Origin of the sequence: Phyllobacterium sp. A18/5-2, from assembly GCF_025452215.1 — a bacterium.
Lineage (GTDB): Bacteria > Pseudomonadota > Alphaproteobacteria > Rhizobiales > Rhizobiaceae > Phyllobacterium > Phyllobacterium sophorae.
Genome location: NZ_CP104966.1, coordinates 344,978 through 368,252, shown reverse-complemented (window position 1 = coordinate 368,252; position 23,275 = coordinate 344,978). Strand labels below are relative to the sequence as shown.

At 58.1% G+C, this 23,275-nt stretch carries 16 protein-coding genes and 3 pseudogenes; 18 read left to right on the top strand and 1 reads right to left on the bottom strand.

Annotated elements, in window-relative coordinates; all coding sequences use genetic code 11:
- Window positions 1-37: 37 nt before the first annotated feature.
- The 14 genes and pseudogenes from N8E89_RS01865 to lpxC form a co-directional block, all read left to right on the top strand.
- Window positions 38-1,697: pseudogene (locus N8E89_RS01865) on the top strand (peptidoglycan D,D-transpeptidase FtsI family protein); the annotation flags it as partial.
- Window positions 1,698-1,789: 92 nt separating this feature from the next.
- Complete coding sequence (locus tag N8E89_RS01860; RefSeq protein ID WP_106663291.1) at window positions 1,790-3,271, top strand: UDP-N-acetylmuramoyl-L-alanyl-D-glutamate--2,6-diaminopimelate ligase; 1,482 nt, start codon at window positions 1,790-1,792, stop codon at window positions 3,269-3,271.
- A complete protein-coding gene (locus N8E89_RS01855; protein ID WP_106662723.1) occupies window positions 3,268-4,701 on the top strand; it encodes a UDP-N-acetylmuramoylalanyl-D-glutamyl-2,6-diaminopimelate--D-alanyl-D-alanine ligase in 1,434 nt (477 codons plus the stop codon). Before N8E89_RS01860 ends, N8E89_RS01855 begins: the two co-directional genes overlap by 4 nt.
- Window positions 4,702-4,726: 25 nt before the next feature.
- Window positions 4,727-5,809 carry a phospho-N-acetylmuramoyl-pentapeptide-transferase gene (gene mraY, locus N8E89_RS01850; protein WP_106662724.1) on the top strand — a complete coding sequence of 361 codons (1,083 nt, stop codon included), beginning with the start codon at window positions 4,727-4,729 and terminating at the stop codon, window positions 5,807-5,809.
- A gap of 10 nt (window positions 5,810-5,819) precedes the next feature.
- Window positions 5,820-7,223 (top strand): UDP-N-acetylmuramoyl-L-alanine--D-glutamate ligase, encoded by a 1,404-nt coding sequence (gene murD, locus N8E89_RS01845; protein ID WP_262260985.1) that lies wholly within the window; start codon window positions 5,820-5,822, stop codon window positions 7,221-7,223.
- Window positions 7,223-8,341, top strand: a pseudogene (gene ftsW / locus N8E89_RS01840) (putative lipid II flippase FtsW); the annotation flags it as partial. The gene murD and the pseudogene ftsW, both read left to right, overlap by 1 nt.
- A gap of 46 nt (window positions 8,342-8,387) precedes the next feature.
- Window positions 8,388-9,515, top strand: coding sequence for an undecaprenyldiphospho-muramoylpentapeptide beta-N-acetylglucosaminyltransferase (gene murG, locus N8E89_RS01835; protein ID WP_262260984.1), 1,128 nt, complete (start codon window positions 8,388-8,390; stop codon window positions 9,513-9,515).
- Window positions 9,512-10,912, top strand: a complete 1,401-nt coding sequence (gene murC / locus N8E89_RS01830) for a UDP-N-acetylmuramate--L-alanine ligase (RefSeq protein WP_106662728.1) — start codon at window positions 9,512-9,514, stop codon at window positions 10,910-10,912. Before murG ends, murC begins: the two co-directional genes overlap by 4 nt.
- Window positions 10,913-10,967: 55 nt before the next feature.
- Complete coding sequence (gene murB, locus N8E89_RS01825; RefSeq protein WP_262260983.1) at window positions 10,968-11,942, top strand: UDP-N-acetylmuramate dehydrogenase; 975 nt, start codon at window positions 10,968-10,970, stop codon at window positions 11,940-11,942.
- Between the two features lie 254 nt (window positions 11,943-12,196).
- The gene (locus N8E89_RS01820) at window positions 12,197-13,123 is read left to right on the top strand and encodes a D-alanine--D-alanine ligase (RefSeq protein WP_106662729.1); all 927 of its coding nucleotides are present in this window, start codon (window positions 12,197-12,199) and stop codon (window positions 13,121-13,123) included.
- The gene (locus N8E89_RS01815; RefSeq protein WP_262260982.1) at window positions 13,111-14,052 is read left to right on the top strand and encodes a cell division protein FtsQ/DivIB; all 942 of its coding nucleotides are present in this window, start codon (window positions 13,111-13,113) and stop codon (window positions 14,050-14,052) included. Before N8E89_RS01820 ends, N8E89_RS01815 begins: the two co-directional genes overlap by 13 nt.
- A pseudogene (ftsA, locus tag N8E89_RS01810) lies at window positions 14,049-15,372 on the top strand (cell division protein FtsA). Before N8E89_RS01815 ends, ftsA begins: the two are co-directional and overlap by 4 nt.
- A 66-nt stretch (window positions 15,373-15,438) precedes the next feature.
- Window positions 15,439-17,133: a cell division protein FtsZ gene (ftsZ, locus tag N8E89_RS01805; RefSeq protein ID WP_262260981.1), complete on the top strand. Its 1,695-nt coding sequence runs from the start codon at window positions 15,439-15,441 to the stop codon at window positions 17,131-17,133.
- A gap of 279 nt (window positions 17,134-17,412) precedes the next feature.
- Entirely contained in the window at window positions 17,413-18,354 is a 942-nt protein-coding gene (gene lpxC, locus N8E89_RS01800) for a UDP-3-O-acyl-N-acetylglucosamine deacetylase (protein ID WP_113172027.1), read from the top strand.
- Between the two features lie 6 nt (window positions 18,355-18,360).
- Here lpxC and N8E89_RS01795 read toward each other — a convergent pair whose 3' ends face one another.
- A complete protein-coding gene (locus N8E89_RS01795; protein ID WP_262260980.1) occupies window positions 18,361-19,251 on the bottom strand; it encodes a LysR substrate-binding domain-containing protein in 891 nt (296 codons plus the stop codon).
- Between the two features lie 129 nt (window positions 19,252-19,380).
- On the opposite strand from N8E89_RS01795, the gene N8E89_RS01790 reads away from it, so the two are divergent.
- The 4 genes from N8E89_RS01790 (at window position 19,381) to recN (ending at window position 23,160) form a co-directional block, all read left to right on the top strand.
- Window positions 19,381-19,770, top strand: a complete 390-nt coding sequence (locus tag N8E89_RS01790; RefSeq protein WP_106662735.1) for a tautomerase family protein — start codon at window positions 19,381-19,383, stop codon at window positions 19,768-19,770.
- 28 nt (window positions 19,771-19,798) lie between these two features.
- Window positions 19,799-20,368, top strand: coding sequence for a DUF4865 family protein (locus N8E89_RS01785; RefSeq protein ID WP_262261790.1), 570 nt, complete (start codon window positions 19,799-19,801; stop codon window positions 20,366-20,368).
- Window positions 20,369-20,588: 220 nt separating this feature from the next.
- A complete protein-coding gene (locus N8E89_RS01780; protein ID WP_106662737.1) occupies window positions 20,589-21,455 on the top strand; it encodes an outer membrane protein assembly factor BamD in 867 nt (288 codons plus the stop codon).
- A gap of 25 nt (window positions 21,456-21,480) precedes the next feature.
- Complete coding sequence (gene recN / locus N8E89_RS01775; protein WP_262260978.1) at window positions 21,481-23,160, top strand: DNA repair protein RecN; 1,680 nt, start codon at window positions 21,481-21,483, stop codon at window positions 23,158-23,160.
- Window positions 23,161-23,275 lie beyond the last annotated feature (115 nt).

Here is a 23,275-nt window from a genome sequence, read left to right as displayed (position 1 = left end):
GGCGGGTATTGCGCCCGCGTTCGAACTGGATTCCAAGAAAAAGAAGTCGGGTAACCGCGCACGTAATCGCATTGTCATGGCCATAGCCTGCTTCATGGGTATTTACGGGATTATCGGCGGCCGGCTCGTCTATTACGGCATGCAGGAAGACACCACGGGCTATAATGGCCCGACCGGAGCGGTACTTGCGGCACGTCCAGATATCCTGGACCGCAATGGGGAAGTGCTGGCAACCGATATCAAGACCGCTTCGCTTTATGCGGAGCCTCGCAAGATCATCGATCCAGACGAAGCGATCGAACTGCTTTCCACAGTGTTACCCGATCTCAATTTCGAACAAACGTATAGCCGCCTGAAGAGCGGCTCAGGCTTTGCATGGCTTAAGCGCGGACTGACGCCCCAGCAGAAAAGTCAAATCATGGCCCTTGGAATTCCGGGCATTGGCTTTCGAACGGAGAAATCCCGCTTCTATCCCGGTGGACCCACCGCATCGCACATCCTTGGCCTCGTCAATATCGACAACCAGGGAATTGCTGGCATGGAAAAATACATCGACGAACAAGGGTTGTCGGACCTGCGCGATGTCGGTCTTGCCGATAGCCGCTCTCTTGAGCCGGTGCGATTGTCAATCGACTTGCGTGTCCAGCACGTCGTGCGCGATGTGGTCGTAACCGCGATGCAACGTTATCGCGCTATTGCGGCAGGGGCGGTTGTGCTCAATGTTCGAACGGGTGAAGTGCTTGCCATGGCATCGGCACCCGATTTCGATCCGAACAATCCGTTCAATGCCCTGGATAAAGATCGCCTCAACCGCATGTCTGCGGGCACCTTTGAGATGGGCTCGACCATCAAGAGCTTTACGACCGCGATGGCGCTCGATTCCGGCAAGGTCAGTCTGAGCAGCACGTTCGACGCCAGCCGCCCGATCACCATCGGGCACCAGACGATCCGCGATTTTCACGGCAAGCACCGCGTATTGAGCTTGCCGGAGGTGTTTATCTACTCCTCCAATATCGGTTCGGCGAAGGAAGCTGATGTTGTCGGTATTGAGGGCCACCGCGAATTCCTGCATCGCCTGGGGCTTCTGGATCGAATGACCACGGAACTGCCGGAAGTCGCACGTCCGATGGAGCCAAAAGTGTGGAAGAAGGTTCACTCCATCACCATCGCCTTCGGTCACGGAATGGCGACGACGCCGCTGCAAACCGCCGTTGGTGCTGCTGCACTGATGAATGGCGGCAAACTCATAGAGCCGACCTTCCTGCCACGCACGATCGAAGAGGCCGACAAGGTGGCAAAGCAGGTGGTAAGTGAAAAGACCAGCGAGGACATGCGTTATCTTTATCGCCTGAACGCTGAGAAAGGCTCCGGTGGTTCTGGCAATAGGGCAACAGTTCCTGGCTATCGCGTCGGTGGCAAGACAGGTACCGCGGAAAAGGTCATCAATGGCCGTTATTCAAGCGATGTCCGGTTCAACGCCTTCGTTGCGGCCTTTCCTATCGACAACCCTGAATATGTTGTCTTGACCATCATCGACGAACCGAAGGCCGAGGAAGGTAAGGTTGGTGCCACGGCTGGCTTCAATGCAGCTCCGATGGTAGCCGATATTATCCGTCGTTCCGCCTCTTTTTCTCGGCGTGAAACCAGACTTCGGGGAAGAACAAGAATCTGCTCCAATGATGGTTACGTTTGAGTAGTGCCGCAGATTCGACTCAAAACGGTGCGCATTGCGAGCAGACTCGATGAGTTGATGAAGAATAACGTTTGAAAAATGGGTTCCAGTCCGGCCATGAAACTGAAAGATCTGAATGGCATTCCTGCCTTGGCTATCTCCGAACTCGGAGAGAAGACGATCAATGGCTTGACGTCAGACTCCAGGCAGGTGGAGCGCGGTTTTTTGTTCGCAGCACTCAAGGGCTCCAAGGCTGACGGCGTCGCTTATGCGACCGATGCCGTCGCACGAGGCGCGACCGTTATTATTACCTCCAAGGGGGCGAAACTCGGCAAGATCCCGGTTCCAATCATTTACGTCGATGATCCTCGCCGCACATTGGCATTGGTCGCCGCGAGCTTCTACAAGCTCCAGCCGGATGTCATGGTGGCCATCACCGGCACCAGTGGCAAGACATCGGTTGCTTCGTTTACACGCCAGATCTGGGCGCAGGCCGGTTTCGCTTCGGCGAGCATTGGTACCACCGGCGTCGTTTCGCCCAAGCGTGAGGATTACGGTTCACTGACCACGCCGGACCCGGTCGAGCTGCATAAATTGCTTGGCGAGCTCGTTGATGAAGGCGTGACTCATGCTGCTATGGAAGCCTCGTCCCATGGTCTCGACCAGCGCCGCCTCGACGGCGTCAGATTGTCTGCCGGTGCCTTCACCAATCTCGGCCGCGATCACATGGATTACCATGCAACCGTCGAAGAATATCACGCCGCCAAGCTGCGGCTCTTTACTGAATTGCTGCCGAAGGGCGCACCGGCGGTCATTTTCGCGGATGATCCATTCTCCAAGCCCACGATTGCTGCTGCCACCGAGGCCGGTTGCACGGTTCTGACTGTTGGCCGCAAGGGAGATTTCATTACACTGAAACGCGTTGAACACGAGCGGTTCCGCCAGCATGTGGAAGTGCATATTGCCGGTGAAATCTACGAAATTACCCTGCCACTGGCCGGTGATTTTCAGGTAGCGAACGGGCTCGTCGCCGCTGGCCTCGCCATTGCGACGGGCGTTCCGGCCGCTGCCGCGATGCGGGGTCTGGAGCGTTTGAAGGGTGCGCCCGGTCGGCTTGACCTTGTCGGCGCGACAGAGGACGGCGCACCCGCCTATGTCGACTACGCCCACAAACCCGATGCCCTGGAAAATGTCCTCGCCTCGGTTCGGCCATTCACAACGGGTCGGGTTATCGTGGTTTTCGGTTGCGGTGGTGATCGTGACAAGGGCAAACGCCCGATGATGGGCGAAATCGCTACCCGACTTGCTGACGTCGTCATAGTGACCGACGACAATCCCCGTTCAGAAGTTGCTGCGACGATTCGGTCCGAGATTCTCGCCGCGGCGCCAGGTGCCCGCGAGATCCCGGACCGGCGGGAGGCGATCCGCGAAGCTGTCGCGATGATGAAATCGGGTGATACGCTGATCGTCGCTGGTAAAGGTCATGAAGAAGGCCAGACCGTGGGCGACGTGGTATTGCCGTTCTCCGACCACGTCGAGGTCGGACAAGCGCTCAAGGACCGGCTCGCGCGCCAGGGCACTCGGGAGACCGGTGCATGAGCCTGCTTTGGACTTCTGATGCGATGATCGAAGCCATGAACGGCCGGCCCGTCGGCAAACTGCCGGATGGAATTACCGGCATTTCGATCGACACGCGCACCTTGCGCAAGGGGGAGGCGTTCTTTGCCATCAAGGGCGATGCGCTGGACGGCCACGATTATGCGACAGCAGCTGTTGCAGCTGGCGCAGCGCTTCTTGTTGTGGCGGAAGCAAAATTGCCCGCGCTCGGTAAGTTGAAAGCACCGATGATTGTCGTTGATGACGTGCTGGCGGCGATGACACGGCTGGGCCTCGCATCGCGACAACGTTCACACGCCCAAATCATCGCAGTTACCGGCTCAGTCGGCAAGACAACGACCAAGGAAGCGTTGCGGCACGTACTTGCCGAAGCGGGTAAGGTTCATGCATCGGTTGCGTCGTTCAACAATCATTGGGGTGTGCCGCTGACCCTTGCCCGCATGCCTGCGGACACCGACTACGGTGTGTTTGAAATCGGCATGAACCACGTCGATGAAATTCGCCCTCTGGTCAAGATGGTCAGGCCGCATGTTGCGCTGGTTACCCTGATTGCGCCGGCGCATCTCGGCCACTTCAAGAATCTCCAGGAAATAGCTGCCGCCAAGGCAGAAATTTTCGAAGGGTTGCTGCCAGGCGGGTATGCCCTGCTCAACCGTGACGACAAGCATTTCAAATTGCTCGAAAAGCTGGCACGAGAGGCCGGCGTCGAGCACATCAAGACCTTTGGCGAAAATGCGCGAGCGGATTACCGTTTGATCAAGCTCAAGCTGCACGGTGAATGCTCCTGCATGACAGCGCGTCTCGCCGGCGAAGAAGTCGTTGCCAAGATCGGTGCACCAGGCAGGCATATCGTTCAGAATGTTCTCGCAGTCCTCGGCGCCGCGCATCTGACGGGTGCGGACATGGCCAAGGTGACTTTGGCGCTTGCCTCATTGCGGCCGGAAAGTGGCCGCGGTGCCCGCCATATTCTCGAAGTAGCCAACGGTACAATCACGCTGATTGATGAGAGTTATAATGCCAACCCGGCATCGATGCGCGCTGCGATAGAACTCCTGGCTGCAGCCACACCTTCCGGTAAGGGGCGCAGGATCGCGGTTCTCGGCGACATGCTGGAACTCGGAAAGCAGGCTCCGAAGCTGCATGCAGACCTGTCGTCAGTGATTGTCGCCAATCATATCAACATGGTTTTTCTCGGCGGACCGGAGATGGCAGCGCTCAAAGCGGCCATGCCGGTTGAATTTCACGCCGAATACAGGCAGAGCGTAGACGAATTGCAACCGCAATTGCTGAACACGATCAGGGCCGGTGACGTGATTATGATCAAGTCATCCAAGGGGACTGGGTTCTCTCAGATCGTGAAAACGCTCTTGCAAAAATACAACACCGTGGAACCTCTCGGCCCTGCCGAGTAATCCTGCGGTTATGGGGAAATAGCTGATGCTTTACTATCTCGCCGGTCTGGCGGAACATATCCAGTTTCTAAACGTGTTCCGCTACATCACGTTCCGGACCGGCGGTGCGCTGATCACATCTGCGTTGATTGTCTTCCTTTTTGGTCCGCGCATCATAGACTCGCTGCGCATTCGCCAAGGCCGCGGCCAGCCCATCCGGGCTGACGGCCCCCAGACCCACTTCAAGAAAGCCGGTACACCGACGATGGGCGGCCTGATGATCATGACGGGAATCCTGCTCTCGTCTCTGCTCTGGGCAAATTGGTCGAATGTCTATGTCTGGATCGTACTGCTGGTGGCCCTGTTCTTTGGTGCCATCGGTTTTTATGATGACTATCTGAAAGTGAGCAAGCAGACGTTCAAGGGCTTTTCTGCCCGAGCGCGCCTTGGTATTGAATTTCTGGTCGCTGCCATAGCGGGCATTGCCATTATGTGGGCAGGGCAGGAACCCTTTTCCTCGTCACTGACTTTCCCGTTCGCCAAGCAACTCATTCTCAATCTGGGCATATTTTTCATTCCGTTTGCCGCCTTCGTCATGGTTGGCGCCGGCAATGCTGTGAATTTCACCGATGGCCTGGATGGCCTGGCGACGGTTCCAGTCATGATTGCGGCGGCTTCGTTTGGTGTCATTGCCTACCTTTCGGGTAATGCGATCTTCGCCGATTACCTGCAGATCCACTTTACACCGGGCACGGGTGAACTCGCTGTCGTGCTCGGTTCGGTTATCGGTGCCGGACTGGGCTTTCTCTGGTTCAATGCACCGCCTGCGGCCATTTTCATGGGCGATACGGGATCACTCGCGCTCGGCGGGCTCATAGGCGCTGTAGCTGTTGCCACGAAACACGAAATCGTCCTCGCCATCATCGGCGGCGTCTTCGTCATGGAAGCCATGTCTGTCATTATCCAGGTGGCATCGTTCAAGATGACCGGCAAACGCGTGTTCCTCATGGCGCCGATCCATCATCATTTCGAAAAGAAGGGCTGGACGGAGAGCCAGGTCGTGATCCGCTTCTGGATCATCGCCGTGATCCTCGCACTGATCGGCCTTTCTACACTCAAGCTCAGATAAGGCTTCTTGCATGATTGCTGCCCGCTCCATGAAGGACATGACCGTCGCGCTCTTTGGCCTCGGCGGTTCGGGCATTGCAACGGCGCAAGCTATTCTTGCGGGTGGCGCCACGATCATCGCCTGGGACGACAATCCCGATAGCGTTGCGCGGGCGCAACGCGCGGGGATCGAGACTGGTGATTTACGGCGAGCAGACTGGAAACGGTTTTCTTCTTTCGTACTGTCGCCGGGCGTGCCCCTGACGCATCCGCGACCACACTGGACGGTGGATCTCGCGAGAGCCGCCGGAGTGGAGATCGTCGGCGATGTTGAGCTGTTCGTGCGCGAGCGCAATCTTGCATGCAAGAACGCCCCCTTCATCGCAATCACCGGCACCAACGGTAAATCGACGACGACGGCACTGATCGCGCACATGATCAACGCTTCCGGTCGCGACATGCAGCTTGGCGGCAACATCGGAACCGCCGTAATGACCCTGCAGCCGCCGGCTGACGAACGCTACTATGTCGTCGAGTGTTCTTCCTACCAGATTGACCTGGCGCCTTCGCTCAACCCCACGGCGGGCATCCTCTTGAACCTGACGCCCGATCACCTCGACCGGCATGGAACGATGCAACACTACGCCGAAATCAAGGAACGCCTTGTTGCTGGCAGTGATACGGCGATTGTCGGTGTCGATGACAGCTATTGCGCTGCGATTGCCGATCGGCTGGAACGCACCGGCAAAGCCGTAATTCGCATTTCCAAGCGCATGCCCATCCGTGATGGATATTTCGCGGAAGACGCAAATCTCATTCATGCCAAGGACGGTGAGCGAAATGTCGTCGCGTCACTCGCAGGCATCGGCTCTTTGCGAGGCGAACACAACGCGCAGAATGCGTTGGCTGCATTCGCCGCCTGCCGCGCCGTTGGTCTTTCAGTGGAGGAGATCAACACCGGATTGAAGACCTTTCCCGGTCTCGCCCATCGCATGGAACAGGTCGCACGGCTCGGAAGGACGCTTTTCGTCAATGATTCCAAGGCAACAAATGCGGAAGCCGCGGCACCTGCACTGTCCTCGTTCCCTCGCATTTACTGGATTGCCGGAGGGCTGCCCAAAGAGGGCGGCATCGCTTCGCTATCCGGGTTTTTCTCGCGCATCGCCAAAGCTTACCTGATTGGGGAAGCCGCGCCGCAATTTGCAGCAACGCTCGGCGAGGCCGCCCCTTACGAGATATCCGGCACGATAGAAGCTGCAGTGGAACACGCTGCACGCGACGCGGCCAAGGATGGTTCTACGGAACCCGTGGTCCTGCTGTCGCCTGCCTGTGCCAGTTTCGATCAGTTCCAGAATTTCGAGAAACGCGGCGAGGCATTCCGCTCTGCCGTCCTTGCGCTTGAAGGCGCAGCACCAATCATGGGAGCTAGAAGCTAATGGTTAGTCGTGTTGACCGTGGTCCCGTAGCCGACTGGTGGTGGACAATCGATCGTTTTCTCCTGGCAGCCTGTCTTGCCCTGATGGGCCTTGGAATTCTGCTGTCCTTCGCGGCTAGCCCCGCCGTTGCCGAGCGCATCGGGCTCGACAGTTTTCATTTTGTCAAACGGCAGGCGTTGTTCATGGTGCCTGCGGTCATCGTCATGTTTGCTGTATCTTTCATGGCGCCTCGGACTATTCGCCGTTTCGCCATGATCATGCTCGGTATATCGCTCGTAGCGATGGTCGGTGCCTTGTTCTTCGGTATCGAAGTCAAGGGCGCGCGGCGCTGGGTTTCGCTTGCGGGTGTTTCGATTCAGCCGTCGGAATTCATGAAGCCGGCCTTCGTCATTGTGTGCGCCTGGCTGTTTGCGGAGAATGAGCGGCGCAAGGATATTCCGGGAAACTTCTTCTCGATGGTGCTGTTCTGTGTGGTTGCAGCGCTGCTCGTCGCCCAGCCCGATCTCGGCCAGACCATACTGACGGCGGTCACCTGGGGCGCAATGTTCTTTATGGCTGGGGTGCCGTGGCTTTGGATCATCGGGCTCGGCATTCTGGCGGTGGGCGGCTTCTTTGGTGCCTATACGGTGTTTCCGCACGTGGCGGGCCGTATCGACCGGTTTCTTACGGGCGAGGGCGACACATTCCAGGTGGACACCGGGCGTGAAGCGATTATCCGCGGCGGCTGGTTGGGCCAGGGACCGGGAGAGGGCACGATCAAGCGAATTATTCCTGATAGTCACACCGACTTCATCTTTTCGGTAACGGCGGAAGAATACGGCATTGCGCTTTGCCTGCTAATTGTCCTGATATTCGCTTTTATCGTTATTCGCGGCTTGTCGATCGCGCTGAAGGAACGTGACGATTTCACCCGGCTTTCAGTCTCGGGGCTGGTGATCCTTTTCGGGTTCCAGTCCATCATCAATATGTCGGTCAATCTGCATTTGATGCCTGCCAAGGGTATGACTCTTCCGTTCATTTCCTACGGCGGTTCGTCGCTCATTGCGGTTGCAATCTCAACCGGGCTCCTGCTCGCGCTGACGCGGCGCCGGCCCGAAGCGCGCCGTTCGGCGACGCTGGCCGATCTCGAAGACGCGTTCCATGGTAGGCGCAGTCTGAGTGGCCATGTCGAAAGGTGTCATATTTCTGGCCGCCGGCGGTACTGGCGGTCACCTTTTTCCGGCCGAGGCGCTGGCACACGAATTGATGGCGCGCGATTGGGAAATCCACCTCGCCACCGACGATCGCGCCCAGCGCTTCACGGGTGCATTTCCTGCCCGTCAGATACATATAGTCCGATCCGCCACGATCGCCGGACGCAATCCATTTTCCTTGGCGAAAACCTTCTGGACGCTTTGGCAGGGAAATCTCGATTCTCGCAAACTCTTCCGACAGACGAAACCAAAACTCGTCGCTGGATTTGGCGGCTACCCCACGCTGCCGCCGCTCTACGCCGCGAGCGGCATGAAAATTCCAACGCTTGTCCATGAGCAGAATGCCGTTATGGGCCGTGCCAACAAGGCTTTAGCGACCCGTGTCAACGCGATCGCCGGCGGATTTTTGCCGAACATTGGCGGACCCTTTACGGACAAGACCATCGTCACTGGCAATCCGGTTCGCCCAGCAGTTCTCGCTGAAGTCGGCAAGCCCTACCACCCGTCGCAACCACATCAACCCTTCTATTTCCTCGTGTTTGGCGGCAGTCAGGGCGCGCAATATTTTTCATCCGCCATTCCCGCTGCGATCAAGCTGCTTGCCCAGGAAGATCAGGATCGGCTCATCTTGACGCAGCAGGCACGTGCCGAGGACGAGGCCCAAGTGCGTTCCGCCTACCAATCGCTCGGGATCAAGGCAGAGGTCGCGCCGTTCTTCAAGGATATGCCACGGCGTATCGCCGACGCACATTTCATTTTTTCGCGATCCGGAGCGTCGACCGTTTCAGAGATCGCCGCCATCGGGCGGCCCGCCATCCTCGTGCCGTTTCCGCATGCGCTCGACCATGACCAGGCAGCGAATGCTGCGGCATTGCAAGCGGCTGGCGGTGCAGATGTTATCAAACAGCCCGAGCTTTCGCCCGAACGTATAGCAAAGATCTTGACGAGCGCGATGAATGAGCCCTCCCGGCTGGCATTTGTTGCGGAAAAAGCCCGCAGCACTGGCAAGCCTGACGCTGCAAGGTTGCTTGCGGACCTCGCAGAGGCTATTGCGTCCGGTCAAACCATCACGGAATTCAAAAAAGGAGTGCGTCCATGAAGATGCCGCTCAACATTGGCCTTGTTCATTTTATCGGTATCGGCGGTATTGGCATGAGCGGCATTGCCGAAGTCCTGCACAACCTCGGCTACAAGGTACAGGGCTCCGACCAGGCAGACAGCGCCAATGTGCAGCGACTGCGGGAAAAGGGCATTGAGATATTTGTTGGCCACAAGGCCGAAAACGTCGGTGATGCCGAAGTCGTTGTTGTTTCGACCGCCATCAAGAAGTCCAATCCGGAACTGATTGCCGCGCGGGAAAAGTTACTGCCGGTCGTCCGCCGTGCGGAAATGCTGGCCGAACTGATGCGCTTCCGCAAAGCTGTCGCCATTGGCGGGACGCATGGGAAGACGACAACGACATCGATGGTCGCCACATTGCTCGACGCCGGCAATCTCGATCCTACTGTGATCAATGGCGGGATCATTAACGCTTATGGCACCAACGCACGCATGGGTGAGGGCGACTGGATGGTCGTGGAAGCGGATGAGAGCGACGGTACGTTTCTCAAGCTCCCTGCCGATGTGGCGGTGATTACCAATATCGATCCGGAGCATCTCGATCACTACGGCACATTCGACCGTGTTCGCGAAGCATTCCGGCAATTCGTTGAGAACGTTCCGTTCTATGGCTTTGGCGTCATGTGCCTGGACCATCCCGAGGTGCAGTCGCTGGTATCGCGCATAGAGGATCGCCGGGTTATCACCTACGGCGAGAACCCCCAGGCGGATGTGCGCTTCATCAATCTTGTGGTCGATGGCGCGAGTTCCCGCTTTGATGTGCAGATTGCAAAACGCAAGACTGGCGAAATAACCGAGATCACTGGCCTTCGCCTGCCGATGCCCGGCCGCCATAATGTCTCCAATGCCACAGCGGCAATTGCGGTTGCACTTGAGCTCGGCATTTCCGCTGAAGACATCAAGAAGGGGCTATCCTCCTTCGGTGGGGTCAAGCGACGGTTCACACACACCGGAACGTGGAACGGCGTCGAGATTTTCGACGATTACGGCCACCATCCTGTTGAGATCAAGGCTGTGTTGAAGGCGGCGCGCGATTCCGCCAAGGGCCGCGTCATCGCCATCGTCCAGCCGCATCGTTTCACGCGCCTTGCCAGCCTGTTCGACGAATTTGCTGCCTGCTTCAACGATGCCGACACGGTTATTATCGCTCCGGTTTATACGGCGGGCGAGGATCCGATTGAGGGTGTCACGTCGGAGGCTCTGGTTTCACGCATCCGGACTGCCGCGCACCGCGATGCCCGCTATATTGGCGGGCCGCAAGAGGTTGCGCCTCTGGTCGCTGAAATCGCCAAGCCGGAAGATTTCGTGATTTTTCTGGGCGCAGGCAGCATTACCGGGTGGGCCTACGCCTTGCCAAAGGAACTCGCGGCGCTCTAGATTTGGCGGTTGCCCCGACAATTGCCGACGGGGGCGAAACTGCTGGAAGGATAATATGTCTTCACTGATTGATGGCGAAGCCCTGCTGAAAAAGCTGGGGAACCGATTTTCGGGGTTGCGAGGGCGTTTGACGCCCAATATGGGAATGGAAAAAGTTACGTGGTTTCGTGCGGGTGGCCCTGCCGAGGTCATGTTTCAGCCGGCTGATGAGGAAGATCTGTCAGCCTTCCTGAAGGCTGTTCCAGACGAATATCCGATTCTCCCGGTCGGCATCGGTTCCAACCTTCTGGTGCGCGACGGCGGCATTCCAGGGTTTGTCGTGCGCTTGTCCGCCAAGGGATTTGGCGAGGTAGAGCGCGTCGGGGATTCGCAGCTTCGGGCAGGTGCCGCGACGCCCGACAAGCGCGTAGCAGCGGTGGCGCTGGAGGCAGGCATAGCCGGCTTTCATTTCTATCATGGTATCCCCGGTGGCATCGGTGGCGCTTTGCGCATGAACGCCGGCGCCAATGGTGTCGAAACCCGGGAGCGGGTGGTCGAAGTGCGAGCCCTCGATCGCAAGGGAAAGCTGCATGTGCTCTCCAATGCCGATATGGGCTATGCCTATCGCCATTCTGGGGCCGCGCATGACCTGATCTTCACCTCGGCGCTGTTCGAAGGAACGCACGGTGACAAACGCGACATCCAGGCGGCGATGGACGCGGTGCAGCAGCATCGCGAGACTGTGCAGCCCATTCGCGAGAAAACCGGCGGTTCAACCTTCAAGAACCCGGAAGGCTCATCTGCATGGAAGGAAATCGACAAGGCTGGCGGGCGAGGCCTGATGATCGGCGGCGCTCAAATGTCGCCCATGCATTGTAACTTCATGATCAACACGGGCACTGCCTCCGGATACGACCTTGAAACGCTGGGCGAGACCATTAGGTCCCGCGTGCTGGAAAAATCCGGCATCAGGCTGCATTGGGAAATAAAGCGCCTCGGGTTGTTCCGAGCCAATCATGAAGTGCACGAGTTCATGGGGCAGTTGCTCTAGCACGTCGAAAGCTGTGATCCTGCGCGACGCCGCTTTCGAGCCGGAAGTACATTTTTTTACACGAAATTTCATTGTTGAATCATTGGGGACTTGTCAGCGAGATCAACTCTCTGATTCTTTAGGGGTAAGCGTTAACTGATTTGAGTCGGCTGGTTTTCACCAGTCTCGGGTGTCTGCGGTCCCTGGCCGCCGGATGTGCGCCGACTCATGCCTTTTTTCGCTTCTGATGGGGAAGTGTTCGAGGGGTTGCCTTGATGGCGAAAAAGCATGTTGCGGTGCTAATGGGTGGCTTTTCATCGGAGCGTCCGGTGAGTTTGTCCTCCGGCAATTCTTGCGCCGATGCTTTGGAGGCGGAGGGTTACCCGGTCACCCGGGTTGACGTCACCCGCGACATTGCCAGTGTGCTTCGTGAGTTGAAGCCCGATGTGGCGTTCAATGCGTTGCATGGTCCGTTCGGCGAGGACGGGACCATCCAGGGCATCCTCGAATATCTTGAAATTCCCTATACCCATTCCGGCGTTCTCGCCTCCGCTCTGGCCATGAACAAGGAGCAGGCGAAGATCGTTGCCAAGGCGGCCGGCATTCCGGTGGCCGAGGCGAAAGTCATGAACCGGATGAGCTTTTCTTCGAAGCATCCGATGAAGCCGCCCTATGTCGTCAAGCCGGTGAATGAGGGGTCCAGTTTCGGCGTCGTGATCGTCAAGGAGGATCAGTCGCATCCGCCGCAGGTCATCACCTCGGGTGATTGGAAATATGGTGATATCGTCATGGTCGAGCGCTACATTCACGGGCGCGAATTGACCTGCGCAGTGATGGGGGATGTCGCCATCGGCGTGTGCGAAATCATCCCCGTGGGCCATCAGTTCTACGATTATGATTCAAAATATGTTGCAGGTGGATCAAATCATGTGGTTCCCGCTAAAATTTCACTAAAAATTTACCAAAAAATACAAACACTGTCACTCAAGGCGCATCAGGCAATTGGATGTAAAGGGATTACCCGGTCGGACTTCCGTTACGATGACCGTTTTTCCGAGGATGGCGAGCTTATCTGGCTGGAAGTTAACACTCAGCCGGGCATGACTCCCACCTCTCTCGTGCCTGATATCGCCAAAGCTGCGGGGCATACCTTCGGTGAATTGTTGAGTTGGATGGTGGAGGACGCATCGTGTTTGCGTTGAAGGGCAAAAATGCGCACCCGCGGGGTGTCAAGCCGGTGTCTTCGGGCAGCGCGGCTGTTTTGCGCCGTTTCCGCATCGTCCTGCCGAAATTCCTGCGTAAACCGGTGCGCGTGTTTTCGCGTATGGTCGAGGGTGAAGTTTCGATCCCCAACCATGTGGGCACAATCGGTGCCGTTGCCTTTCTGGCTTTAACCGGTGCGTATGGCGCAATTCTGGGTGGTCACGCGCCGGAAGTGGTTAAGGTCACGACCTCAACTTTCGGTTTCGCCATTGAAGACGTGAAGGTCGTCGGTAACAAGGAAACCTCTGAGATCGATGTGCTGGGTGCGCTCGGTCTTGATGGTGAAACCTCTTTGGTTGGTTTGAGTGCTGCCGATGCGCAGAAGGCTGTCGCAGGGCTGCCCTGGGTCGAAACCGTTGATGTGTTCAAGGTCTATCCGAACACGATCCAGATTTCGATTCATGAGCGGACAGCCGTCGCCGTTTGGCAAAATGGCAGCGAACTTTCGGTAATCGACGCAGATGGTCGCGTCATCGTTCCGTTCTCTGGCGGTCGCAGTGCTGCGTTGCCGCTGATCATCGGTGCAGGGGCTGACAAGCAGGCGAAACTGCTTTTGGCGCAAATGGCAGCCTTTCCGCAAATAGCAGGTGAGGTGAAGGCGTATGCGCGGGTCGGTGACCGGCGCTGGGACCTCCTTCTGAAAAATGGCGTGACCCTGATGCTGCCGGAATACCGGATCGACGAGGCGCTTGCTGACATTGCCGGCATGGACCGCAAGGCGGGGCTTCTGTCGCGCGATATCGCATCGGTCGATATGCGTCTGACAGATCGCGTGGTCGTCAAGCTGACACCAGATGCGATGGTACAGCGCGTTGAGTATTTGAAGGCGCGGGATAAAGCGCCAAAGCGTTCGGAGAAGCGTATATGAGTATTCTGAACGGAAAGGGCACGTCGAATGGAGCGCCATCCGCAAAACGGACGCGCTCCTTGACAGTTCTTGACATTGGTTCGAGCAAGGTATGCTGCATCATTGCGCGGCTGCGTCCGCGCGAGGAAAGTGCGCACCTGCCGGGCCGCACCCATCGCATCGAGGTGCTTGGTATCGGGCATCAGAAGTCGCGTGGCATCAAGTCCGGCGTGATCGTCAATCTGGACGCTGCCGAGCAGGCGATCCGCCTGGCAGTCGATGCGGCCGAGCGGATGGCTGGGCTGACCGTCGACTCGATGATCGTCAATATTTCCGCGGGTCGCCTCAAGAGCGAGAGCTTCTCGGCCAGCATCAATCTTGGCGGGCATGAGGTCGATCAGGCGGATATTCGCCGTGTGCTTGCAGCCGGAGCCAAGCAGGCACTGGCAACGGAGCGCCATCTCGTTCATTCGCTGCCCATCGCCTATGGTCTCGACGGCGAGCGCGGCATTCGCGATCCGCTGAGCATGATCGGCGATACGCTCGGCGTTGAAATGCATGTGCTGACAGCCGATGCCGCGCCGCTGCGCAACCTCGAGCTTTGCGTCAACCGTTGCCACCTGTCGGTCGAAGCGATGATTGCCACACCCTATGCCAGCGGTCTGTCTGCGCTTGTCGACGACGAGGCCGAGATGGGCGCTGCCTGCATCGACATGGGTGGCGGTACGACGACGATTTCGGTTTTCTCCGAAGGAAAGTTCATTCATGCGGATGCGATCGCCATTGGCGGCAATCACGTGACGATGGATGTTGCGCGCGGCCTCTCTGCCCACATGGACGATGCGGAGCGGCTCAAGGTCATGCATGGCTCGGCACTGCCCAGCGCTGCCGATGATCGCGACCTGATCAGTGTCTCACCTCTTGGCAATGACGGGCGTGATGTCCCCAACCAATATCCGCGTGCCGTCCTGACGCGCATTATTCGTGCTCGCGTCGAGGAGACGCTGGAACTGGCGCGCGATCGGCTCAATCAGTCCGGCTATGGCCAGATTGTTGGCAAGCGGGTCGTCCTGACAGGCGGAGCCAGTCAGTTGGCAGGGCTGCCCGAAGTGGCCCGCCGCATCCTGGCGCGCAATGTGCAGAATCGGCCGTCCCCTTGGTGTTACGGGGCTTCCCGAAGCAGCCAAGGGACCGGCTTTCTCTGCAGCGGTTGGTCTTCTGATCTATCCGCAAGTCGCAGGAATTGAGGAGCGTTCTGTAAAGGCCGGTTCATCATCGCTGATGACAGGTACGGGTGGGCGTTTTCAGCGTATCGGCCAGTGGCTGAGAGAGAGTTTTTGATCAATCGGGGAAACCCAAAAAAATACCGCAGCGGCGAGGCGGTAAAGACGAAAAGGAACGGAACACATGAGCATCAATCTGCAAAAGCCGGATATTACCGAGCTTAAGCCCCGGATCACCGTTTTCGGTGTTGGCGGTGGCGGTGGCAATGCGGTCAATAACATGATCAATGCCGGTTTGCGCGGTGTTGAATTTGTTGTGGCCAATACCGACGCGCAAGCGCTGTCGCAATCCAAGGCTGAACGTCTGATTCAGCTCGGTGCCGCAGTGACGGAGGGCCTCGGTGCAGGTTCGCAGCCGGAAGTTGGCCGCGCAGCTGCTGAGGAATGCATCGACGAGATCAACGATCACCTGTCGGGCACGCACATGTGCTTCGTCACCGCTGGCATGGGCGGCGGCACCGGCACTGGCGCCGCTCCTGTTGTCGCCCGCGCGGCGCGCGAAAAGGGCATCCTCACCGTTGGCGTCGTGACCAAGCCTTTCCATTTCGAGGGTCAGCGCCGCATGCGCACCGCCGATATGGGAATTACCGATCTGCAGAAGAACGTCGATACTCTTATCGTCATTCCGAACCAGAACCTCTTCCGCATTGCCAATGACAAGACGACCTTTGCCGATGCATTCGCAATGGCCGATCAGGTCCTCTACTCGGGTGTTGCCTGCATCACCGACTTGATGGTGAAGGAAGGTCTGATCAATCTCGATTTCGCTGACGTTCGTTCGGTCATGCGCGAGATGGGCAAGGCGATGATGGGCACCGGCGAAGCGTCCGGTGATGGCCGCGCAATGGCTGCCGCCGAGGCCGCGATTGCCAATCCTCTGCTCGATGAAACCTCCATGCGTGGCGCCAAGGGCCTGCTGATCTCGATCACTGGCGGCCGCGACATGACGCTGTTTGAAGTTGACGAGGCTGCGACGCGTATTCGTGAAGAAGTAGACCAGGATGCCAATATCATCCTCGGCGCAACCTTCGACGAAAGCCTCGAAGGCATCATCCGCGTTTCCGTCGTTGCAACTGGCATTGACAAGCAGATTGGGGAGTCGGCGCCTGCGCCGATCGAATTTCGCCAGCCTCTGAAGCCAATTGCCAAACCTGCTCCGCAGGTCGCGGCAAGGGTTGAGACAGTTGCCCGTCCGGTTGTCCAACAGCCGGCCGCTCGCGTGGCAGATCCGGTAGCGGACGCTATTCGCGCTGCCGAGCAGGACATGCCGCAGCGTGCGCCGCAGCCTGCTGAACAGGAATTCCGTCCACAGAGCCGCATTTTCCAGGCTCCGGCACCGGAAGTCTTCGACGCGCCCGTTGGCGCCGCTCCGCAACAGCCTGTTCAGCCAGCACCTCAGCCGCAAATGCAGGCAGCACCTGCACCGCAGCCGGCTGCCCCGCGCATGCCGAACGTGGCTGATTTCCCACCGGTCGTGCAGGCGGAGCTCAATGCCCGCGACATGGGAACGCGTGACAACGGTCGTGATCAGGCTGCCTATGAAAGCCACGAGGATCGTGGCCCTATGGGACTACTGAAGCGTCTCACCGCTGGCCTGACCCGCCGCGAAGATGAGACGGCCCGGCTGGAACCGGCGCAGCCGCGGGAACCCGCCATGCGTCCGGCCGAACCGCGCCGCCCGCTTTCACAGGATGCGTCAATCTATGCGCCGCGTCGCGGACAGCTTGACGAACAGGGCCGGGTCCAGCCGCAGACACGCCAGCCTTCCGAGGATGATCAGCTCGAAATCCCGGCGTTCCTTCGCCGGCAGGCAAACTGATCCGGTCACGGAATATTAACGAACATGAATTCCGCCATTGTATCAGTGGCGGAATTTTTCTTTCAAACTATTGAAATGACATGGGAACGACTTAGCTGGTGGTATAGCGCTTTCGTTACAAACGTCTCGAAAGCGTGATTTTGCATCATGCAGTGCCGACTGTATCTTGCGCTGCAACATGAGCGCGATGTTGATTCTGACGCATACGTCGTTGCGAGGTTAAGTATCAGATGCCGGATAAAGCTGTCTGGCTCGCGGTTCACGGGCACGAGGTTTCAATTGCACGATTTCCAGACAACGATTGCAGAGCGTATCTCGCTTTCCGGCGCAGGCGTGCACAGTGGTGCGCCAGTGACGATATCGTTTGTGCCCGCCGACCCGGATACCGGTATTGTTTTCCACAGGCTCGATGGAACTGGCGATAGCCACGAAATTCGAGCGCTCGTGTCCGAAGTCGGTACGACAGATCTGTCAACGACGCTTGCCAGCCGGGCGGGTATTAGCATCAGCACTGTCGAGCATGTCATGGCGGCGATTGCCGGTTCGGGTATCGACAACATGATTATCGAGATCGATGGTCCGGAAGTGCCTATCCTTGATGGGACATCGTCCGCGTTTTTGGATGCCTTCGAACAAGCCGGTTTTGTGCACCAGGCGGCGAAGCGCCGGTTTATCCGAGTGCTCAAGACGTCGCGTATCGAGGCGGGAGCTTCATGGGCGGAATTTTGTCCCTATGAAGGCACGCGCTATGAGGTGGAGATTGATTTCGAGACGCCGGTCATTGGCCGGCAGAAATTCGCCAGCGATATGAACGCGGCAATCTTCCGTAAGGAAATTTCGCGGGCGCGTACCTTCGGCTTCATGCGTGACGTGGAAAAACTCTGGGCCGCCGGCTTGGCGCTCGGCTCATCGCTCGACAATTCGCTGGTCATCGGCGACGACAATTCCGTCATCAATCCTGGCGGCCTGCGCTACGAGGATGAGTTCGTGCGCCACAAGACTCTTGATGCCATTGGCGACCTGGCGCTAGCCGGAGCTCCATTCATTGGCTGTTTCCGCTCCTATCGTGGCGGCCACCGTCTCAACGCTGCCGCCCTGCGTGCACTTCTTTCAGATCATACCGCATTCGAGATTGTGGAAATGGCGGGCAAACGCGGACAGTCGCGAGGCGCGTCGCTCGTTGCTGTAAACGCTCCTGTCTTTGCGCCTTGGGCCATCTGACAACGGTCAGAAGCCTGGTATCTCCTTGTGCACCGCCTGCAGCATGATTGCTGCCAGGCGCGCCGTCGCGGGTTCGGATTGCGCTTCCGCGCGATGAAGGACCAATCCGAGAGACGGCAGGGCGGGTAATCCACCATCCGCTGGAACCAGAGGTTGTACGCTAGCAGGAAGTCCAATCGGGGTACGGATCGTGACTCCCAGCCCTGCTGCGGTTGCCGCCCACAAGCCCGCCAGACTTGGGCTGGTAAATGCCAGCCGCCATGGAATTCCCGCGCGGTCGAGCGCGTTCGTTGCCGCGGCTCGCAGGAGGCACGGCGCTTCCAATGCGGCCAGCGGCAGCGGTTCGTCTGCCGACGCCATCCAATCCTTTGGCTCCCTGGCCGGGCCAACCCAGCACATCGGTACATCCATGACGCGTTGGCAGTGGGGGGTAACCGCTCCAGCGCTCCAGGCGAGAGCCAGATCGAGACGCCCGGATGTAACGCGATCGATCAGTTCCGCATTGCGAGCCACGCGCGCCTCAATCCTCACCTTTGGATGAGCACGCGCAAATTGCCCAAGCACTTCCGGAAGAATGGTCTCGCCAAAATCCTCCTGCAGGCCGAGCCTTACCCAGCCCTCAAGCCCGGTTCCGTGGATCGCCGTGGCAGCTTCATCGTTGAGATCGAGTAGACGGCGTGCGTAGGCAAGCATGGTTTCCCCTGCATCGGTGAGTGCCAAGCCGCGTCCTGCTTTTATAAAAATCGGAGTTTCCGCCTGCTGTTCCAGTTTCTTTAATTGTGCGCTTACCGCCGAGGTGGAGCGCCCTAGCCTGTCAGCTGCCTTGGCAAAGCTGCCAAGCTCCATGCCGGTGGCAAAGGTTCTCAACACATCGAGATCGAAAGTGATCCGTCGCATTTTAATTATCCTGTTTTTCAGGATCATAAGTCCTGTATTTTCTGATTTTCAGGATGAATATGCCCGTCTATGAATCCAGCGTCAAGTTTATCGAGTTGCTACTCAGGCTGTATAGAAAGGATCAATTCCATGCCTTTTACCCGAATCTCGCTTCTTGAGGGTAAATCACCCGAATACCTGAAAGCGCTCTCAGACAGCCTTCATCAGGCTATGGTGGAGACTTTCAACGTACCCGCGGATGACCGTTTCCAGGCCATCCATCAGCATCGCCCCGGAGAACTGATCTTCGATCGCAATTATTTCGGCGGACCGCGCTCGGATGAATTTGTTGTTTTCTCCATTACCACGGGCAAACCGCGCGACACGGCGACAAAAAAGGCGTTCTACAAGCGGTTGGTCGCGTTGCTGGAAGATGCGCCCGGTATCAGGCCGGAGGATGTCATGATCATTATCAGCACATCGAGCCGGGATGAGTGGTCCTTCAGTAATGGCGAAGCACAGATGCTGGACGCCGTATGACCTGATTGCATGGAAAGGAATCGTGGCCATGATTGCCATGCAGTACAGTTTTTCTTTGCCGGCCGACTACGACATGTCGGTCATCGACCGGCGTATCGTGGAAAAAGGGCATCTGCTCGACAATTTTCCCAACCTGAAATTGAAGGCCTATCTGACGGCGCGCCGGGACGATGAAACCCGAAGCCAGGAGAATCTCTATGCGCCGTTTTACCTCTGGAACCACGAGGAGGGTCTGAATGATTTTCTTTGCGGGGAAGGTTTTGTCGGGCTCACGCGGTCGTTCGGCTGGCCGCAGGTCAAGACCTGGTTCGTCTGGCAGGCGCACATGTCACCGGCGATCCGCGAGGCAACGTTTGCTACGCGCGAAATCCTGGTAACGCCAGGTCATGTTTCGCTCGCTGAATTGCGCAAGCGTGAAAGCGAGGAAGCCTTCCATGACGTCGAGAAAGGTGGTGCACTTGCCGCTATTTCTGCATTCGAACCCACAAACTGGACGCGGATTCGCATTCAACTATGGGGCGAGCCGCGGTATATAGTTCCGCAAGATGGCATCCAGGCGTATAAAATCGGGCATCTTTCGCTGCCAAAATCGGATTAACGGGGGTCTTTGCCACTCATTTTCCGGTCCGCCACAAAATTGGACGATTACATGGCAATAAGATTGCTGATTCTCGTCGCTTGTGGTTTATGAACGCCCAACCGACGGTAAGATTGACTATGCCTAGAGCATGAGCCGCAAACGTGATATCGGGTTTGCGATCAATGCTCTTAAATTATTATGTGGGGCCGGAGACAGCATGGCGAATTGCAGAATGTCGATGAAAACAGGGTTTGGCAACAAGGCCCGGATGGCCCTTCTGCTCGTTCCAATTGCCAGCGCTATAGCCATTTCCGGTTGCGCCTCGAAAGACGACGATCTGGATCTGAATGCCTATGTCGACACGATCGAACCTGCTGACGTTCTCTACAACCAGGCGCTTGCCAACCTGAATTCCGGTCGTCTCGACGAGGCTGCCAAGAAGTTCGACGCTGTTGACCGGCAGCATCCCTATTCGGAATTTGCCCGCAAGTCACTGGTGATGGGCGCATTTGCCAACTATCGTGCCGGCAAGTATGACGATGCGCTTGCCATGACCAAGCGTTACGTTGCCCTCTATCCGACGCAGCCGGAAGCTGCCTACGCTTATTACATCACTGGCCTTTGCTACTACCGCCAGATTCCGGATGTCACGCGTGAACAGAGCATGACACGACGCTCTATTGCCGCCTTCAGTGAAGTGGTCGAACGCTATCCCGATTCCGAATATGTTGAAGATTCCAAGGCGAAGATCCGTTTCGGCCGCGACCAGCTCGCCGGCAAGGAAATGCAGGTCGGCCGTTATTATCTTGAGCGCAAGGACTATGTCGCAGCGATCAAACGCTTCCGCGGCGTTGTCGAACAGTATTCGAACACGCGTCATGTCGAAGAGGCCTTGGCCCGGCTCACGGAAGCCTATTACGCCATGGGCATCACCAATGAGGCACAGGCTGCGGCGGCAGTTCTTGGTCAGAACTATCCGGACAGCGAATGGTACAAGGATAGCTACAAACTTCTGCAGAGCGGTGGCCTGGAGCCGCGTGAAAGCACGGGTTCATGGCTGTCCAAGGCCGCATCTGCTATCACTGGTGGCAAAGACGGCGTCTAGTTTAAACACCCTAACCTGAGCGATCATGCTTTCGCATCTGTCGATCCGCGATATTGTTCTGATTGAACGGCTCGACATCGAGTTTCGCGAAGGCTTGTCGGTACTGACCGGCGAGACCGGTGCCGGTAAATCCATCCTGCTTGACGCGTTGTCGCTTGCCCTCGGAGCACGCGGCGGCGCCTCCCTCGTGCGCCATGGCGCGGAGCAGGGGCAGGTTACGGCAGTCTTTGATGTGGTGGGCAGCCACCCGGCCCGCACGCTGTTGCGTGAAAACGATATCGACGACGACGGCGATATCATCCTGCGCCGGGTGCAAACCGCCGATGGCCGCAGCCGTGTCTTCATCAACGATCAGGCGGCTAGCGTCACGCTGCTCAAGGAGCTTGGCCGCAGGCTCGTCGAAATCCACGGCCAGCATGATGACCGCGCACTGATAGACATCGATATCCACCGCACACTGCTGGACGCTTTCGGCGCTTTGGAAACCAAGGCTGCACTGGTCCGGGCACTGCACAAGACGTGGCGCGATACGGAGCACGCGCTGGTTCGCCACCGCGCCAAGGTGGAAGCGGCAACACGCGAAGCCGATTACCTGCGCGCCTCGGTCGAGGAGCTTGCCAAGCTCGATCCCGAACCGCAGGAAGAAGAGACGCTGGCAATCAAGCGCACGGACATGATGCGCTCCGAAAAGATCGCAGGCGATGTCAACGATGCCAACGAGGTCCTGTCCGGCAATGCGTCGCCCGTGCCCTCGCTCGCCAGCCTGGTTCGGAGGCTTGAGCGCAAGGTGCCGGAAGCGCCGCAATTGCTGGAGCCGGTCGTCAAGGCGATCGACGAAGCCCTGAACGCACTGGCCGAGGCGCAAAATGGTATCGGACAGGCCATTCGCGCCATCGACTTCGACCCGCGTGTGCTCGAACAGACGGAAGAACGGCTGTTCGCACTTCGCGCTGCGGCACGCAAATATTCGGTACCGGTGGATGACCTCGCTGCCCTACGCGACAGGATGGATGCCGACCTTGCCGATATCGACGCCGGTGCAGAACGCCTTGCTGCATTGGAAAAGGAAGCCGTGGCGGCGCGCGAGGCCTATGATCAGGCAGCCCTGGCACTTTCGGTGGACCGCCGCGAAACCGCCGGCCATCTGAAACAGGCCGTCATGGCCGAGCTTCCCGCGCTGAAACTCGAACGGGCTGAATTCATTGTCGAGATGGCAACCGATCCGCAGAACCGCACATCCGATGGTATCGATACGGTCGAGTACTGGGTGCGGACCAATCCCGGCACCCGCGCTGGACCGATGATGAAAGTCGCGTCCGGCGGCGAGCTTTCACGTTTCCTGCTGGCGCTGAAAGTGGCGCTTGCCGATCGCGGCTCGGCGCCGACGCTGGTGTTCGACGAAATCGATACGGGGGTAGGCGGCGCCGTTGCCGATGCCATTGGCCAGCGGCTCCGGCGCCTCGCCGGACAGGTCCAGGTGCTGTCGGTAACCCATGCGCCGCAGGTTGCCGCACGGGCGCAGACGCATTTCCTCATTGCGAAGGCTGCCGCCGGGAATGACCGTGTGGCGACGTCGATCCGCGCTATGGAAACGGGCGACCGGCAGGAGGAAATCGCCCGCATGCTCGCCGGTGCCAGTGTCACTGACGAAGCGCGCGCCGCGGCTGTGCGCCTTTTACGCGAAAACGCTGCCGCCGTTTCCTGAGCGACCGGGTCCCGTGAACGCGCGGTATTGACGGTATTCCCGGCGTCTCTATCAGCTAACTTATCCACGCTCTCTTTCACCGCCGTATCCTTGTCTCAACGCAACGGGACGAGAC